The 15,006-nt window shown below is 63.3% G+C and carries 12 protein-coding genes and 1 tRNA gene; 2 read left to right on the forward strand and 11 right to left on the reverse strand.

What is annotated here, in order from left to right:
• Positions 1-12 precede the first annotated feature (12 nt).
• From BN3266_RS03195 to rny, 7 genes are all read right to left on the reverse strand, one after another.
• On the reverse strand, positions 13-1,296 hold the full coding sequence (locus tag BN3266_RS03195; RefSeq protein ID WP_059003708.1) for an amidohydrolase family protein: 1,284 nt from the start codon (positions 1,294-1,296) through the stop codon (positions 13-15).
• Positions 1,297-1,333: 37 nt separating this feature from the next.
• The gene (gene recG, locus BN3266_RS03200; protein WP_242861706.1) at positions 1,334-3,376 is read right to left on the reverse strand and encodes an ATP-dependent DNA helicase RecG; all 2,043 of its coding nucleotides are present in this window, start codon (positions 3,374-3,376) and stop codon (positions 1,334-1,336) included.
• Positions 3,377-3,476: 100 nt separating this feature from the next.
• A complete protein-coding gene (locus tag BN3266_RS03205) occupies positions 3,477-5,168 on the reverse strand; it encodes a DAK2 domain-containing protein (RefSeq protein WP_059003710.1) in 1,692 nt (563 codons plus the stop codon).
• A gap of 14 nt (positions 5,169-5,182) precedes the next feature.
• Entirely contained in the window at positions 5,183-5,536 is a 354-nt protein-coding gene (locus tag BN3266_RS03210; RefSeq protein WP_021661337.1) for an Asp23/Gls24 family envelope stress response protein, read from the reverse strand.
• Between the two features lie 321 nt (positions 5,537-5,857).
• Positions 5,858-6,118 (reverse strand): stage V sporulation protein S, encoded by a 261-nt coding sequence (locus tag BN3266_RS03215; RefSeq protein WP_021661334.1) that lies wholly within the window; start codon positions 6,116-6,118, stop codon positions 5,858-5,860.
• Between the two features lie 89 nt (positions 6,119-6,207).
• Positions 6,208-6,963 (reverse strand): TIGR00282 family metallophosphoesterase, encoded by a 756-nt coding sequence (locus BN3266_RS03220; RefSeq protein WP_059003713.1) that lies wholly within the window; start codon positions 6,961-6,963, stop codon positions 6,208-6,210.
• A 157-nt stretch (positions 6,964-7,120) separates the two neighbouring features.
• Positions 7,121-8,677, reverse strand: coding sequence for a ribonuclease Y (rny, locus tag BN3266_RS03225; protein WP_021661332.1), 1,557 nt, complete (start codon positions 8,675-8,677; stop codon positions 7,121-7,123).
• Between the two features lie 617 nt (positions 8,678-9,294).
• Between rny and thrS the strand changes: the two genes are divergently transcribed.
• A complete protein-coding gene (gene thrS / locus BN3266_RS03230) occupies positions 9,295-11,202 on the forward strand; it encodes a threonine--tRNA ligase (protein WP_059003716.1) in 1,908 nt (635 codons plus the stop codon).
• 314 nt (positions 11,203-11,516) lie between these two features.
• Positions 11,517-11,592: transfer RNA gene (locus tag BN3266_RS03235), tRNA-Lys, on the forward strand.
• Between the two features lie 529 nt (positions 11,593-12,121).
• Here the strand turns inward: BN3266_RS03235 and cas2 are convergent.
• From cas2 to cas7c, 4 genes are read right to left on the reverse strand one after another with little or no spacing between them, the layout of a single operon-like run.
• The gene (gene cas2, locus BN3266_RS03240) at positions 12,122-12,412 is read right to left on the reverse strand and encodes a CRISPR-associated endonuclease Cas2 (RefSeq protein WP_059003718.1); all 291 of its coding nucleotides are present in this window, start codon (positions 12,410-12,412) and stop codon (positions 12,122-12,124) included.
• A 7-nt stretch (positions 12,413-12,419) separates the two neighbouring features.
• Positions 12,420-13,454, reverse strand: a complete 1,035-nt coding sequence (cas1c, locus tag BN3266_RS03245; protein WP_059003721.1) for a type I-C CRISPR-associated endonuclease Cas1c — start codon at positions 13,452-13,454, stop codon at positions 12,420-12,422.
• Positions 13,439-14,119, reverse strand: coding sequence for a CRISPR-associated protein Cas4 (gene cas4 / locus BN3266_RS03250; RefSeq protein WP_059003723.1), 681 nt, complete (start codon positions 14,117-14,119; stop codon positions 13,439-13,441). The genes cas1c and cas4 overlap by 16 nt, the downstream gene beginning before the upstream one ends.
• Positions 14,116-15,003 carry a type I-C CRISPR-associated protein Cas7/Csd2 gene (gene cas7c, locus BN3266_RS03255; protein ID WP_059003725.1) on the reverse strand — a complete coding sequence of 296 codons (888 nt, stop codon included), beginning with the start codon at positions 15,001-15,003 and terminating at the stop codon, positions 14,116-14,118. The genes cas4 and cas7c overlap by 4 nt, the downstream gene beginning before the upstream one ends.
• Positions 15,004-15,006 lie beyond the last annotated feature (3 nt).

The raw sequence follows: 15,006 nt of genomic DNA on the forward strand, positions 1-15,006 counted from the left end.
GCGGGATGGGTGTCAAAAGAAGAGTTTGCTCTCCCCTTTGCCCCGCCTTCCGATGGCGGCGGCGCAGCGGGCGGACTCCCGCAAGATCTCCTCCACATCGAAGGTGAGGCGGCCGTCCTCCTTGACAAAGCGGCCGCCGACCAGGGTGTGGCGGATGGCCCGCGCCGGGTCGGCGCTGTATAGGATGGCGGCCAGGGGATCATAGAGGGGGTCGGTGGCGGGGTCGTCCAGCGACCAGACGTTCAGGTCGGCGGCCCAGCCCTCCTTTAACCGGCCGCTGTGAAAGCCCAGGGCCTGGTGCCCGGCAAAGAGGAGCCGCCAGATGTCTTTCAGGGCGAAGTCCTCGGCCTGGTCCCGCCACTTGCCCAGCAGGGCGAAGAGCCGGGCCTGTTCCAGCGGGTTAACGGTGGCCGAACTGGCCGCCCCGTCGGTGCCGGTGGCCAGGCGGAGGTTTTTCCAGTGCCGCCAGAGCCCGCCCTCGCCCATCCCCAACTTGAGATAGGTCTTGGGGCAGACGGCGACAAAGGTGTCCTCCCCCAGCAGGGGGAGGTCGCCCTCCTCGATGTAGAGGGCGTGGGCGACGATACAGGGCAGGGTGAAGCCCCCGCAGTCGGCCACCACCGCAAAGGGGGTGCGGCCGTACTTCTCCCGGCTCTCGGCCACCTGGGCGGCGGTCTCGGAGACGTGCAGGTGGATGCCCACCCCCCGGGCCCGGGCCCGCTCGACGAGGGCGGTGAGCACCTCCGGGGTGCACATGTAAGGGGAGTGGGGGCCAAAGCGCACCTGCACCAGGGGGTCGCCGGCACAGGCGTCCATCAGGTCCTCGGTGGCCTGTATCTCGGCGGCGGCGTCCCCCCCAAAGCCGAAGGCGGTGTAGGCGATGTCCGCCCGCAGCCCGCACTCCCGGGCGGCCTGGGCGATCATCGCCCCGCCGAAGTAGTGGTCGGCAAAGGCGGTGACCCCGTTCTGGGCCATCTCGGCGATAGCCAGCTTGGAGCCCCAGTAGATGTCCTCGTCGGTGATCTTGGACTCGTAGGGCCAGAGTTCCCGGTTGAACCAGTCGTCGATGTTCACGTCCTCGGCGATCCCCTTGAAGATGTTCATGGGGGTGTGGGCGTGGAGGTTGCAGAGCCCGGGGGTCAAAAACTGCCCGGTGCAGTCGATCCCCCGGGCCCCTTCGGCCGGCAGGTGGGGGCCGATGCGGGCGATGAGTCCCCCCTCCACCAGCAAGTCGGTGTGGGGGGAGAGGCGCCCTTGTTCGTCGATGAGGGTGGCGTTTTGAAAGAGGGTGGACATGGCGGGTCCTTCCTTTCTGGTGGGGCCGCGGCGGCGGTCAGTTGAATCCGTTTTCGGAGATGGAGGAGAAGAGCCGCCCCACCGCCTGGCGCAGCAGGGGCCAGCGGCGGAGGGTGGCGTCCTCGTCCAGCAGTTGGCGGGCCACGGCCGAGGTCTCGGCCAGGGTGGTGCGGTCGGTGAGCAGGTCGGCGATCTTGAGCTGGGGCAGGCCGTGCTGGGCCGCCCCAAAAAAGTCGCCGGGGCCCCGCATCTCCAGATCCAGGTTGGCCAGGGCGAAGCCGTCGGAGCTCTCGCACATGGCCTGCAGCCGCTTGCGGGCCCCCTCCCCCCCGCTCTTGGAGAGGAGGATGCAGTAGCTCTGGCAGTCCGAGCGCCCCACCCGGCCCCGCAGCTGGTGCAGGGCCGAGAGGCCGAACCGGTCGGCGTTGTGGATCATCATCAGGTTGGCGTTGGGCACGTCCACCCCCACCTCCACCACCGTGGTGGAGCAGAGGGCGTCCAGCTCTCCGGCCGAGAAGGCGGCCATCACCGCCTCCTTCTCCCGGGCCTTCATCTTCCCGTGCAGCAGGCCGATGCGGCGGTGGGGGAGGTAGGCGGCCATCTGGTCGCGCACCGCGCTCACGCTCTCCAGTTCGCTCTCCCCCTCCTCGATGAGGGGGCAGACCACGTAGACCTGGTGGCCGGCGGCAATCTGCTTCTCGGCGAAGTTCAGGGCCCGCTGGTAGCGGCCGTAGCCCACGGCAAAGGTCTCGATCTCCCGCCGCCCGGCGGGCTTTTCGTCCAGCACCGAGATGTCCAGGTCGCCGTAGATGATCAGCGCCAGGGTGCGGGGGATGGGGGTGGCGCTCATCACCAGCACGTGGGGGGCGCGGCCCTTGTCCCCCAGGGCGCCCCGCTGGTTGACCCCAAAGCGGTGCTGCTCGTCGGTGATGACCAGCCCCAGCTCAGCAAAGGAGACCGCGTCCCCCAGCAGGGCGTGGGTGCCCACCACCAAGTCGGTGCTGCCGTCTTGCAGCCCGGCCAGCACCGCCCGCTTCTCGGCGGCCTTCATCGACCCGGTGAGGAGGGCGACGGCCAGCCCCAGGGGGCGAAGCAGCCCCTCCAGGGTGCGGTGGTGCTGGGCGGCGAGGATCTCGGTGGGGGCCATCAGGGCGCTCTGCACCCCAGCCTGGGCGGCCCGGTAGACGGCGGCGGCGGCCACCACCGTCTTGCCCGAGCCCACGTCCCCCTGCAGCAGCCGGTTCATGGGCACCGTCCCCGCCATGTCCCCCCCGATCTCGCCGATGCAGCGCAGCTGCGCCCCGGTGAGGGAGTAGGGGAGGGCCTGCAAAAAAGGCCTCAGGTCGGCGGCGGGGATCTGCAAGTCGGTGTGCTCCCGCCCCTTTTTTTTGAGGCTGCCCAGCCCCAACTGCAACACCAGCAGCTCCTCGAAAATCAGCCGGCGGCGGGCGGTCTGGGCGGCCTGGGCGGTCTCGGGGCGGTGGATGTTCTTCACCGCGTACCCCGCCCGGCAGAGCTGGTATTCGGCCTGCACCGGGGCAGGCAGGGGGTCGGGGATCTCCTCCCCGTAGGCCGCGAGGGCGTTTTCCACCGCCGTGGCCACCGCCTTGGAGGTCAGCCCCTTGGTCAGGGGGTAGACCGGCAGCAGGTCCCGCCGCTCCCCCTCGGGCAAAAAGAGGGGGGAGTTGACCTCCCGCTGGGTCAGGGTGCCGCTGAATTTTCCGTAGAAGAGGTAGTCCTGTCCCTCCTTGAGGGACTCGTAGGGGAAGCGGTTTTGCCAGAAGACGACGGCAAAGTCCTGGGTGAAGTCGGTGGCCAGCAGCTTGTAGAGGGTCTTGCCCCCGCCCAGCCGGGCGGGGGGGAGTTTGCGCACCACCCGCCCCAGCACCGCGCAGGGGGCGTCAAAGGGCGCCTGGGAGAGGGGGAGCGTCTGCTGCAGGTCGATGTAGGCCCGGGGGTAAAATTGCAGCAGGGCGCCCACCGAGTCGATGCCCAGCTTGGAAAACAGCTCGGCCCGCTTCGGCCCCACCCCTTTGACGTACTGTATGTCGATGGAAAACAGGTCCCGCTGTCCGTCCACGGCGCTTCCTCCTCTCGCGGGAAAATAAAAGGGCGGCAGGGGCGGCGGCCGGCTGCAACCGGCTGCGCCGCCACTGCCGCGCCAAGGGCCGAACAGCTCTCTATTCGGCGGAAATGATGTAGTAATAGACCGGCTGGCCGCCGTAGACCACCGCCATCTCCACCCCTTCGGGGAGGCGGGCGCGCACGGCGTTTTCGATCTGCTCGCTCTCGGCGGTGGGGACGTCCTGCCCGGTGATGAGGGTGATGAAGGAGGTGTCCTTTTTGATGAGCTGGCGCACCAGCTTGACCACCGCCTTCTGCAGGTCGCTCTCGGTGAAGGAGAGCTTGCCCCCCAACAGGGCCAGCATCTGCCCCTCTTTGATTTTGTGGCCGTCGTAGTCGGAGTTGCGGGCGGCATAGGTGATCTGCCCGGTGCCCACGTGGTCGATGGCCTTGGTCATGTTCACCGAGTTCTCCCGCACCGAGGCGGAGGGGTCAAAACTCAGCATGGCCGAGAGCCCCTGGGGGATGGTGCGGGTCTGCAGCACCACCACCCGGCGGTCGGCCAGGGCCAGGGTCTGCTCGGCGGACATGATAATGTTTTTGTTGTTGGGCAGCACGAACACCGTTTTGGCCGGCACCGAGTGGATGGCCTTGAGGATGTCCTCGGTGGAGGGGTTCATGGTCTGCCCCCCGCTGACCACCGCGTTGACCCCCAAATCCAAAAAGAGGGTCTTGATGCCGCTGCCAGCGGCCACCGCCACAAAGCCGTACTCGCAGTCCGGGTCCACCGGCTGGTAGTCAAAGCGGTCCTCGTCCTCGTCGGCGGCAAAGGTGGGGGGGACTTCCTCCTCGGGGTTGGCCCCCTCGGCCAGCCGGGCCTTGTACTGCTCGAGCATGTTCTCGATTTTCAGGTTGGTCAGGTAGCCCCACTTGACCGCCTCGCTCAAGGCGGCGCCCGGGTCCCCGGTGTGCACGTGCACCTTGATGATGTCCTCGTCGTCCACAAAGACCACGCTGTTGCCCATGGCCTCCAAAAAGGCCCGCAGCTTCAGGGGATTCTGCCGGTCCTCGCCCCGGTTGATGATGAACTCGGTGCAGTAGAGCTCGGTCATGGACATGTCGAACTCGCCGGCCACCTCTTTGGTGCCGGCGGCCTTCTTGGCCTTTTCGGCGGTGCGGTTTTCGCCCTCCACCACCGGGCCGCCCTGCAACACCTGCAGCATCCCTTGGAAGATGACCAGCAGCCCGCGGCCGCCGGCGTCCACCACCCCGGCCTTTTTCAGCACCGGCAGCAGTTCGGGGGTCTCGGCCAGGGTCTCCTCGGCCACCTGGCAGACCAGCGCCCACAGATCGGCGGCGCTCTCGGCGTGGGGGGCGTACTCCACCGCCCGCTCGGCCGACACCCGGGCCACCGTGAGGATGGTGCCCTCGGTGGGCTTCATCACCGCCTTGTAGGCCCCGGCCACCCCCTCTTGCAGGGCGCGGGCCAGGTCGGCGGGGGAGGCGGTCTCCAGCCCCTTGAGGCCCTTGGAAAAACCGCGGAAGATCAGGGACAGGATGACCCCCGAATTGCCCCGCGCCCCCCGCAGCAGGGCCGAGGCGGCGGTCTTGGCGGCCTCGGCCACGGTGCAGCTGTCCGGCAGCATGGCCAGCTCTTTGGCCCCGTTGCCGATGGTCATGGACATGTTGGTGCCGGTGTCCCCGTCGGGCACCGGGAAGACGTTTAACTCATCCACCGCCAACCGCTGGTTTTGAATGTTGTTGGCGCCGGAGATGATGCTGTCGCGCAGCAGTTGTCCTGTTATCATCCAAATACTCCCCTTTATTCGGCCGCCATGTCGTCAACAAAGACGTTGATCTTTGCCACCTGCAGACCCACGGCCTGGGAGACGGCGTACCGGACTTTGTTCATGATGCTTTTCACAATGGCGGAAACGTTGATTCCGTAGAGGACCTTGATGTGAATGTCCACGACCAGCTTGTCGCCGATCGCCTTGATCTTGACCCCCTGCGCGGGAGTGGAGCGGCCGGACACCCGGCGCAACATCCCCTGCATCGGGGTCGAGGCGGAGATCCCCACCACGCCGTAGCAGCTGGAGACCACGTTGCCGATGAGACCGGCAAAGTATTCGGTGGTGATCGTTGTCGTGCCCAGGTGGTTTTCTAATTTCAACAAACCAAGTCACTCCCTTTTCCATTCGTCTGGCGGGGCGGGGGAGCGCTGCCCCCGCGCCCGCCTGAAAGCAATCAAAACAGGCACCTCTCGCCCGGCGCCCAGCGGGGGCGGGGAGAAATGCGGAAAAATGGTACCTCTATTATAGAGAATAAACGCCGTTTTGTAAACTGGGGGGCGGCCGGGGTGTCCGCCCCCCTATCAGTTTATGCCAAAATAGGGCCCCTTATCGCCCGGGGCGGCACAAAAAGACAGCCAGCGCCCGCGAGCGGCGCTGGCTGACGGCGGGGCGTCGGACCGCCCCACCCGACCTGGAGCCCCGATTCAGCGGGGCTCTACAATGAGCTTGATACCGGTCTTTTCTTCCCCGTCAATGGCGATGGTGGTAAAGGCGGGGATACAGATCAGGTTGACCCCCGACGGCGCCATATAGCCCCGGGCAACGGCCACCGCCTTGAGGGCCTGGTTGATCGCGCCAGCGCCCACCGCCTGGAGTTCAGCCGCACCGCTTTCTTTGACCACTGCTGCGATTGCGCCCGCCACAGAGTTGGGCGCGGACTTGGACGACACCTTTAACACTTCCATGTAACACCCTCCTTACAAGGTGAACTCCTGATAAAGAGAGTGTAACACATTGACTATATTTTTACAATAGCAAAGGAAATATACGGTTGTTATATACAAAAAGAGGTGATATTTTTCGCTCTTTTGCCCTCCAACTCCAGGGCGACCCCGCAGAGGGTGCAGGGGCCGGTGGCGATCTCGAACCGGTTTGGCAGGTGGGTGAGGAACCGCTCCAGGATGATTTCCTTTTTCACCCCCAGCACCGAGTCGACAGGCCCGGTCATCCCCGCGTCGGTGATGTAGGCGGTGCCGCCGGGCAGGATCTGGGCGTCGGCGGTCTGCACGTGGGTGTGGGTGCCCAGCACGGCGGACACCCGCCCGTCCAGGTAAAACCCCATGGCCCGCTTCTCGCTGGTGGCCTCGGCGTGAAAGTCCACCACCACCGTCTCGCAGGGCGGGTCTTTGAGAAATTCGTCCATCGTCTCAAAGGGGCTGGGGAGGCCGTCCATAAAGACCGTCCCCATCAGGGAGACCACGCAGACCTGCCCGCGGATGCTGTCAAAGAGGTACCAGCCGCAGCCCGGCGCCCGGGTGTAGTTCAGGGGGCGCACCACGTGGGGCATCTCTTCGAGGAGGGAGAGGGCCTCCCTCTTTTTAAAGAGGTGGTTGCCGGTGGTGATCACGTCGGCTCCGGCCTGCAGGAGCATCTGGGCGCTGTCGTAGCTGAGGCCGTTCCCCTCGGCCGAGTTCTCCCCGTTGCAGATGCACAGGTGCGCCCCGTACTGCCGCCGCAGGTCGGGCAGCACCCGCTGCAGGTGGCGGCAGCCCGCCGGCCCCACCACGTCCCCGATAAAGAGGATGTTCACATCTCTCCGCTCCCTTCTCAAAAGCCCGCCCGCCCCATCTCCGGGGCCGGGCGGCCGATCCTGTCTGCTATTATAGCACAAAAGCGGCGAAAAAAACGCCCCGCACCGGGATTTCTCCGGCGCGGGGCGCTCTGTGTACAGAAAAAAGGGTACGGCCTTATTTGGCGAAGTCGATGGCCCGGCTCTCGCGGATGATGTGCACCTTGATTTGGCCGGGGTAGTCCAGGTCGGACTCGATCTTCTTGACGATGTCGTGGGCCAGCACGGTCATCTCGTCGTCCTTGATGACCTCCGGCTTGACCATGATCCGCACCTCGCGGCCGGCCTGGATGGCAAAGGACTTCTCGACCCCGTCGAAGGAGTTGGTCAGCTCTTCCAGCCGCTGCAGCCGCTTGATGTAGTTCTCCACGTTCTCCCGGCGGGCGCCCGGGCGGGCGGCGCTGATGGCGTCGGCCGCCTTGACGATGCAGGCGAGAACGGTCTGGGCCTCCACGTCGCCGTGGTGGGCCTCGATGGCGTGGATGATCTGGGGGTTCTCCCGGTAGCGCTTGGCCACGTCCACCCCGATCTTGATGTGGGAGCCCTCGACCTCGTGGTCCAGGGCCTTGCCGATGTCGTGCAGCAGCCCGGCCCGCTTGGCCATGTCCACGTCCACCCCCAGTTCACCGGCCAGAAGGCCCGAGAGCTGGGCGACCTCCATCGAGTGGTTGAGGACGTTTTGGCCGTAGCTGGTGCGGTAGCGCAGCCGGCCCAGCAGCTTGACCAGTTCGGGGTTGATGCCGTGGATACCCAGTTCCATCACGGCGCGGTGCCCCTCCTGTTTGATGGTGTTCTCCACCTCGTTTTTGGCCTTGTTCACCATCTCCTCGATGCGGGAGGGGTGGATCCGGCCGTCCTGGATCAGTCGCTCCAGGGCCACCCGCGCCACCTCCCGGCGCACCGGGTCAAAGCTCGAGAGGGTGATGGCCTCGGGGGTGTCGTCGATGATCAGGTCGACCCCGGTCAGGGTCTCCAGCGCGCGGATGTTGCGGCCCTCACGGCCGATGATCCGCCCCTTCATCTCGTCGTTGGGCAGGGGCACCACCGAGACGGTGGCCTCCGAGGCGTGGTCGGCGGCGCAGCGGGCGATGGAGAGGCCCAGCAGGTTGCGGGTCATCTCGTCCTGCTCCTCTTTCAGGTGGGCCTCGTAGGCGTTGATCTTCAGGGCCTTCTCGTGGGTCAGTTCCTCGTCCAGCTTTTCCAGCAGCTGGGCCTTGGCCTGCTCGGCGGTCAGGCCGGAGATCTTCTCCAGGGTCTCAAACTGGCTGGCCTTGATGGCCTCGGCCTCGGCCAGGCGGTCCTCGGCGTCCTTGAGCTTCTTCTCCAGCCGGTCGCTCTTCTGCTCCACCCCGGCGATTTTTTTGTCCAGGGACTCCTCTTTTTGAATGACCCGCTTCTCCTGGCGGGAGATGTCCGCCCGGCGGTCTTTCAGTTCCCGGTCGGTTTCGGTCTTCAGTTTGAGGATCTCGTCTTTGGCTTCCAGCAGGCTCTCTTTCTTGCGGGCCTGCGCCTCTTTCACGGCGTCATTTACAATTCTGGTCGCTTCGGTCTCGGCTGCGCCGATTTTGGATTCGGCCACTTTCTTGCGGTAGGCAAAGCCGCCGGCAAAGGCGACGACTGCCAAAATCACCGCTGAAACGGCGATGATTGCAATGGTTACAGGCGTAAATGGCATAGAGAAAATCCCTCCTTTTCTTTGAATTTTTTGCTTTTCAGCATGTATTTTTTAGCAGTTAGAACAAAAAGGACACTGTTCTTATTTTATATTAGGAACAAGTTGCTGTCAAGGCGCAAAGACGGGCGCAGGGGGCGGAAGTCCCCTCCAATAGGCGTGCTTTTTTTCGCCGAAAAACGGCCTGCCAGGCGCTCAGATGGCGATTGACAGGGGGGGAAAGCTGTGCTAGTATGAAAACAGAAAAAGCGTAGATGAGGACATGCGCGCCCGCCTTCCCCAAAAGAGAGCGCCGCCGCCGGCTGAAAGCGGCGCGGGGTGGGGGCGGGGCCGCGTACCACCTCGGAGTGCAGCCAATCCCTGCCGGCTCAGGGCCGTTATCCCCTGGCACGAGTGGCGCCCCTTACCGGGCGCAATTTGGGTGGAACCGTGGAGTTTGCGAGAGTGTGACTTCACCCCTTGGAAGATGCGAGGGGTGAAGTTTTTTTATTGCGCCGCGGCCGACGGGCCGGGCGCAGGGCGCGGCCTTCCCGCCGCCAGCCCCTCTGGGCCCCGCCGCACAGACGCGGCAACTTGTGCACACAGCGCCCCTTCGGGCGCACAGTGAGGAGGAGACAACAATGATCGATGTCAAACTGAAAGACGGCTCGTCGCTGCAGGTGGAGCAGGGCTCTACCGTGGCGGAGGTGGCCAAGCAGATCTCCATGGGCCTTTACCGCAACGCGGTGGGCGGCCTGGTGGACGGCGAGGTGGCCGACCTGCGCCAGCCGCTGGAGAGGGACTGTTCCCTGGAGATACTGACCTTTGAGGACGCGGCGGGCAAGCGGGTTTTCTGGCACACCGCCTCCCACGTCCTGGCCCAGGCGGTGCAGCACCTCTTCCCCGGGGTGAAATTCGCCATCGGCCCGGCCATCGACGGCGGCTTCTACTACGATTTCGACGTGGAGAAGCCCTTCACCACCGAGGACCTGGAGAAGATCGAGGCCGAGATGAAGAAGATCGCCAAGGAGGCCCTGCCCCTGGAGCGCTTCGAGCTGGACCCCGCCGAGGCCAAGGAGCTGATGGCCGACCAGCCCTACAAGCTGGAGCTGATCGAGGAGCACGCCGGCAAGGGGGAGAAGATCTCCTTCTTTAAACAGGGGGACTTCACCGACCTCTGCGCCGGGCCCCACCTGCTGGACACCTCCAAGGTCAAAGCCGTCAAGCTCACCAGCGCCACCGGCGCCTACTGGCGGGGCGATTCGGACAAGGCCATGCTCTGCCGCGTCTACGGCACCGCCTTCCCCAAGGCCAGCTTGCTGGAAGAGCACCTGGCCCTGCTGGAAGAGGCCAAAAAGCGGGACCACCGCAAGCTGGGCAAGGAGTTGGAGCTCTTCACCCTGCTGGACGAGGGCCCCGGCTTCCCCTTCTTCCTGCCCAAGGGGATGGTGCTCAAAAACACCCTCATCGACTACTGGCGGGAGATCCACCACAAGGCCGGCTACCAGGAGATCAGCACCCCCATCATCCTCAGCCGCACCCTGTGGGAGCGCAGCGGCCACTGGGGCCACTACAAGGACAACATGTACACCACCGTCATCGACGAGCAGGACTTCGCCATCAAGCCGATGAACTGCCCCGGCGGGATGCTGGTCTACAAGACCCAGCCCCACTCCTACCGCGACCTGCCCATGCGGGTGGGCGAGCTGGGTCTGGTGCACCGGCACGAGCTCTCCGGCGCCCTTCACGGGCTGATGCGGGTGCGCTGCTTCACCCAGGACGACGCCCACATCTTCATGACCTCCGAGCAGATCAAGGACGAGATCAAAGGGGTCATCCGCCTCATCGACGAGGTGTACAGCCTCTTCGGCTTCCCCTATAAGATCGAGCTCTCCACCATGCCCGAGGACCACATGGGCAGCGACGAGGACTGGGAGCGCGCCACCAACGGCCTGAAGGAGGCCATGGAGGAGCTGGGCCGGGAGTACACCATCAACGAGGGCGACGGCGCCTTCTACGGGCCCAAGCTGGACTTCCACCTGGTGGACGCCATCGGCCGCACCTGGCAGTGCGGCACCATTCAGCTGGACATGCAGATGCCCGAGCGCTTTGAGCTGGAGTACACCGGCGAGGACGGCCAGAAGCACCGCCCCGTGATGATCCACCGGGTGGTCTTTGGCAGCATCGAGCGGTTCATCGGCATCCTCATCGAGCACTTTGCCGGCGCCTTCCCCACCTGGCTGGCCCCGGTGCAGGTGAAGATCGTCCCCATCAGCGAGAAGTTCCACGACTACGCCCAGCAGTTGCAGCAGCAGCTGGACAGCCAGGGCATCCGGGTCGAGGGGGACTACCGCGCCGAGAAGATGGGCTACAAGATCCGCGAGGCCCAGTTGCAGAAGATCCCCTACATGCTGGTGGTGGGCGAGAAGGAGCAGTCCGAGGGCAACGTCTCGGTCCGCTCCCGCAGCGAGGGCGATCTGGGCGCCATGTCGGTGGAGGCCTTCACCGACATGGTGAGGGCGAAGATCGCCACCAAAGAGCGCGACTGACCGAACCTGCCCTGTATAAAATATGAGAAAACGCCTGCACGGCGATGAGCGAGCGGCGGCCACTTGTGGCCGCCGCTCGCTTTTTGCGCCCCGACGGCCCGGCAAAAAATCGGTATATTTTTTGCGCAGCGGGGCAGGATAGTGGGGAGCGCGGCCGGCGGGGGGAGAGATGACTCCCTCAAAGCGGCGCAGAAGGCGCGCGGGGCCGACCAGCCGCCCCGCAGATTTCCGGAAATTTGGCAAAAAAGTGTTGACTTTGCAGGGGGCAAGTGCTATTATAAATAAGCGCTTTACGGGCGCATTTTTCAGAATATGAACCACTAGCTCAGTTGGCAGAGCATTTGACTTTTAATCAAAGGGTCCGGGGTTCGAATCCCCGGTGGTTCACCAGAAAAGGTCTCACACAGTTGTGTGAGACCTTTTTGTCGTGCTGTTTGCAAAAGAGAGGCTATAAGTGGCAGGGATTGGGGGCAACTGCTTTTTCCCCCTTCGCTATCGCTAAAGCGCACTAAATCGATATTTTGGCCCCCTTCCTCGCGGAAGGTGACGCAGAGGACACAGCTATACATGCGTCTCCTTTGATTTCAATCCACACCTTCCTCGCGGAAGGTGACAGCCGTTGGTAGGGACAACCAAAACGGCCATCGGATTTCAATCCCCACCTTCCTCGCGGAAGGTGACCCTCTGGGTTCCCTTTGCGAAACTTGAGCAACGAATTTCAATCCCCACCTTCCTCGCGGAAGGTGACAGCAGATATTCACAAAGAAGGCAAAAATACGCCTCGCTTTTCTGTAACTTGTGTGCTCCTTCTCAACAAACAGTGCTTTTTTTTCGCGATGGCATACATTTTTTCGGCAAAAGAGCGATTTTCCCGGTGCGAAGGCACCGGGAAAACCACGTCTATATGTCGTTCGCACCGTCAGAGGAGAAGTACGCCTTCGGCCTCATAGGAGGGTTTGGCGCCGATGTGTTCGACCTTGCCGCGATAGTTGTTTCCCAGATAGTAAAACCGAAGACTGTCCTTTTCCGGGTCAATGAGTTCTTCTAGCTGGTGGCGCAAGAGGCGGGCCTGGGCGGCGTCCAAAATGCACTCAAATACGGAGTTTTGCACCCTTTGTCCAAAGTTGACGCACTTTTTTGCGACCTTTCGCAGCCGCTTTTTTCCACCGGCATCGGTGGTGTTGACATCATAGGTGATGAGAACCAGCATTGTTTCCTCACTTCCACAAAAAGGGCGGGTAAGCGTCTAAATCGCCGCGGAGATGACGGGCCAACAGCATGGCCTGGACGAAGGGAACCAGTCCCCAGGGGATTTTTTCCTCCAGAAAGGGGTGGGTCAGTTCCTCTTTTTTGCGGTTTTGCCAGGCCGTCAGCACAGCTTTTCGGGTATCGTCGTCCATGACGACAGCGCCGCTCTCCCGCTTGGTAAAGCCCTTGGGGGAGACCACCCGGTTGTTGATAAGGGAGAGGACAAACCGGTCTGCGCAGACACTGCGAAGTTCCTCCATCAAATCCAGTGCAAGGGAGGCGCGCCCCGGACGGTCTCGATGCAGAAAGCCCACATAGGCGTCTAGCCCCACCCCCTCTAGAGCCGCGGCGCAATCGCTGGACAGCAGGGTATAGGTAAACGAGAGCAGGGCGTTGATGTTGTCCAGCGGTGGGCGGCGATTTCTTCCCTGAAAAGAGAAGGCGTCTTTGTTCTGCAAAATCAGCTCGTCGAAGACCGAGAAGTAGCGGGTGGCCGCTTCTCCTTCCAACCCCCTCAACTGCTCCAAATCACCGCAGTTTGCAATGGGGGTGAGGGAGGCGGTGAGGGCCTGAGAAGCCGCTCCTAAGGCCGCTTCGTCCACCCGCATCCTGTGGTCGCGGAGAGCTCGTTCCAGCACCCAACGCGAGTTGTAGACCTTTCCGACCAAAAATGACCGGGCGATGAGCGCACTGCCCGAGGGGTCGTCGGATACCCGGTACTGGGCTTTGCGCAGGAGGATGTTTCCGCGGCTTTTGCCGTTTACCCCGGCCAGATAGCGGCCGTTGGGGGAGAAAAAGGTGAGGGCGATCCCGCGCTCGACGCAGGCCCCCATCAGGGCCGGGCTGGCCCCTTTGTAGCCGAAGGAGACGATCCCCTCCAGGATGTGAAGTGGAAATTGGCGGGAGGGACTGTCCTCATCCCCCAATACCACTACATTTTCGCCGTCCAAGGCCAGATAGGTGTCGGGGGTGGTCACATAGAGGGTGTTCAGCAGTTTTCGCACGGTGTCACCTCCTCCAATCGGGCGCGGATATACGCGGCAGCACTGCCCTTCCGCGCCAATTTTGGCAGGCAGAGGTCTTTGAGAGAGCAGGCGTTACAGGACTTGCTGGGCCGCACTTTGGGGGTATATTGGCGGCTGTAAAGTCGGTGTATCTCCTCTGCCATAGTTGTGACGGCAGTGCGCAATTCCCCGGTAAAGGGCACGGTTTCCCGCCTTCTCGTCTCCCCGTAATAGAGGTACCCCTGGGGGATGGAGCAGGCCAGCATTTCCTCCAGGCAGATCGCCTGTCCACAGAGCTGCAGTCGGTCTGCGTCCCCCTCTTTGGGCCGCCCCTTTTTGTATTCGACCGGCACCGGGAGGTAGAGCCCCTCCCGCCCCTGCAGGGGGATGCCGTCGGGGGCGGGGTGAAATTCCACCACATCGCAGGCGCCGCTCATCCCGAGGGTGCGGGAAAAAACCTGCATGCCCCGGGTGTAGAGGACGCCGTCCCGCATCTCCGACAAATCGGCATTGTGGGCGCGCTGGTGCATGATCTCCCCTTCGACGGTGCGCAGGTTTTCCGCCCACTGCTGTTCGATGTGGATCAGGGCCCACTGGCGGCGGCAGAAGGAAAAGTGCTGCAACCCGGAGAGGAGGAGAAATTCCTCTTCCCGGTACACGGTCAGATCATCCGGGTACAGGTGACCCCTGCCGGCAGCGCGTCGGTGTGAAGTTCCACCTGGTAGTCGCTGTACTGTCTGGCCGGTGTGGTGGGGTCTTTTCTGGCCACCGATACCGTCTCAAACAGTTTGTGGGAGGGGGCGTTGCCCAGCTTGCACTCGTGCTGAAAGACGATGAGTTCCCGCACCGCCATCTTGCCGCGCGCGGCGGAGTGGTCGTCTTCAAACATGTTGATGATGGCCTGCCAGAGGAGAGCGAGGTCCTCTTCCGAAAAGCCGGTCACCTTTTGGGCGAGGTTGGCGGAGATGTACCCCTCTGCCCGGTAGAGGGCGTAGGGGATCACGTGTTTGCGGCCCATCTCCGTCCCTTTTTTCTCGGCATCGGCCTCGGTCGTGATGGCCACCCGGGTGATGGTGACTTCCTGGGGAACGATGGGATCGACACTTCTGGCAAAACTCATCTGCACTGGCCCGCGCACCTGCCCGCAGTTGAGGGCCGCCTTGACAAAGGTGACCATCACCGCGCCAAAGGTGCGGATATCGTAGAAGTTCTCGCACATGAAGTTGCGGATCTTCAAGTCGAGTTCAGGGTCCTCCTTCTTTTTGGCCGCCACCCCTTTTTCCTCTACGCCCAGGTAGTCATAGGCCTCGCGATCACTTCTGTTAAGGGGAACGGATTCTTTGATGTAGATGCGATACCCCTTTTCCCCTTCTTTGACGGTCTCTATGTAGTTGCGGATCTTTCTCTTTAAGCAGACGTCGGTGACAATACCATACCCTGTCTCGGGGTCGATCCGGGGCATATTGCCGGCGTCGGGGTCGCCGTTGGGGTTGCCGTTTTCCACGTCGAACAGAACAACAAAATCATACCGGTTTTCAATTGCAGCCATCGT

The sequence above is a fragment of the Bittarella massiliensis (ex Durand et al. 2017) genome (assembly GCF_001486165.1).
Taxonomy (GTDB): Bacteria; Bacillota; Clostridia; order Oscillospirales; family Ruminococcaceae; genus Bittarella; species Bittarella massiliensis.

Coding starts and splice junctions, on each gene's coding strand:
- BN3266_RS03195 (WP_059003708.1), bottom strand. CDS start 1,296: ATGTCCACCCTCTTTCAAAACGCCACCCTCATCGACGAACAAGGGCGC.
- BN3266_RS03205 (WP_059003710.1), bottom strand. CDS start 5,168: ATGATAACAGGACAACTGCTGCGCGACAGCATCATCTCCGGCGCCAAC.
- BN3266_RS03215 (WP_021661334.1), bottom strand. CDS start 6,118: ATGGAAGTGTTAAAGGTGTCGTCCAAGTCCGCGCCCAACTCTGTGGCG.
- rny (WP_021661332.1), bottom strand. CDS start 8,677: ATGCCATTTACGCCTGTAACCATTGCAATCATCGCCGTTTCAGCGGTG.
- thrS (WP_059003716.1), top strand. CDS start 9,295: ATGATCGATGTCAAACTGAAAGACGGCTCGTCGCTGCAGGTGGAGCAG.
- cas2 (WP_059003718.1), bottom strand. CDS start 12,412: ATGCTGGTTCTCATCACCTATGATGTCAACACCACCGATGCCGGTGGA.
- cas7c (WP_059003725.1), bottom strand. CDS start 15,003: ATGGCTGCAATTGAAAACCGGTATGATTTTGTTGTTCTGTTCGACGTG.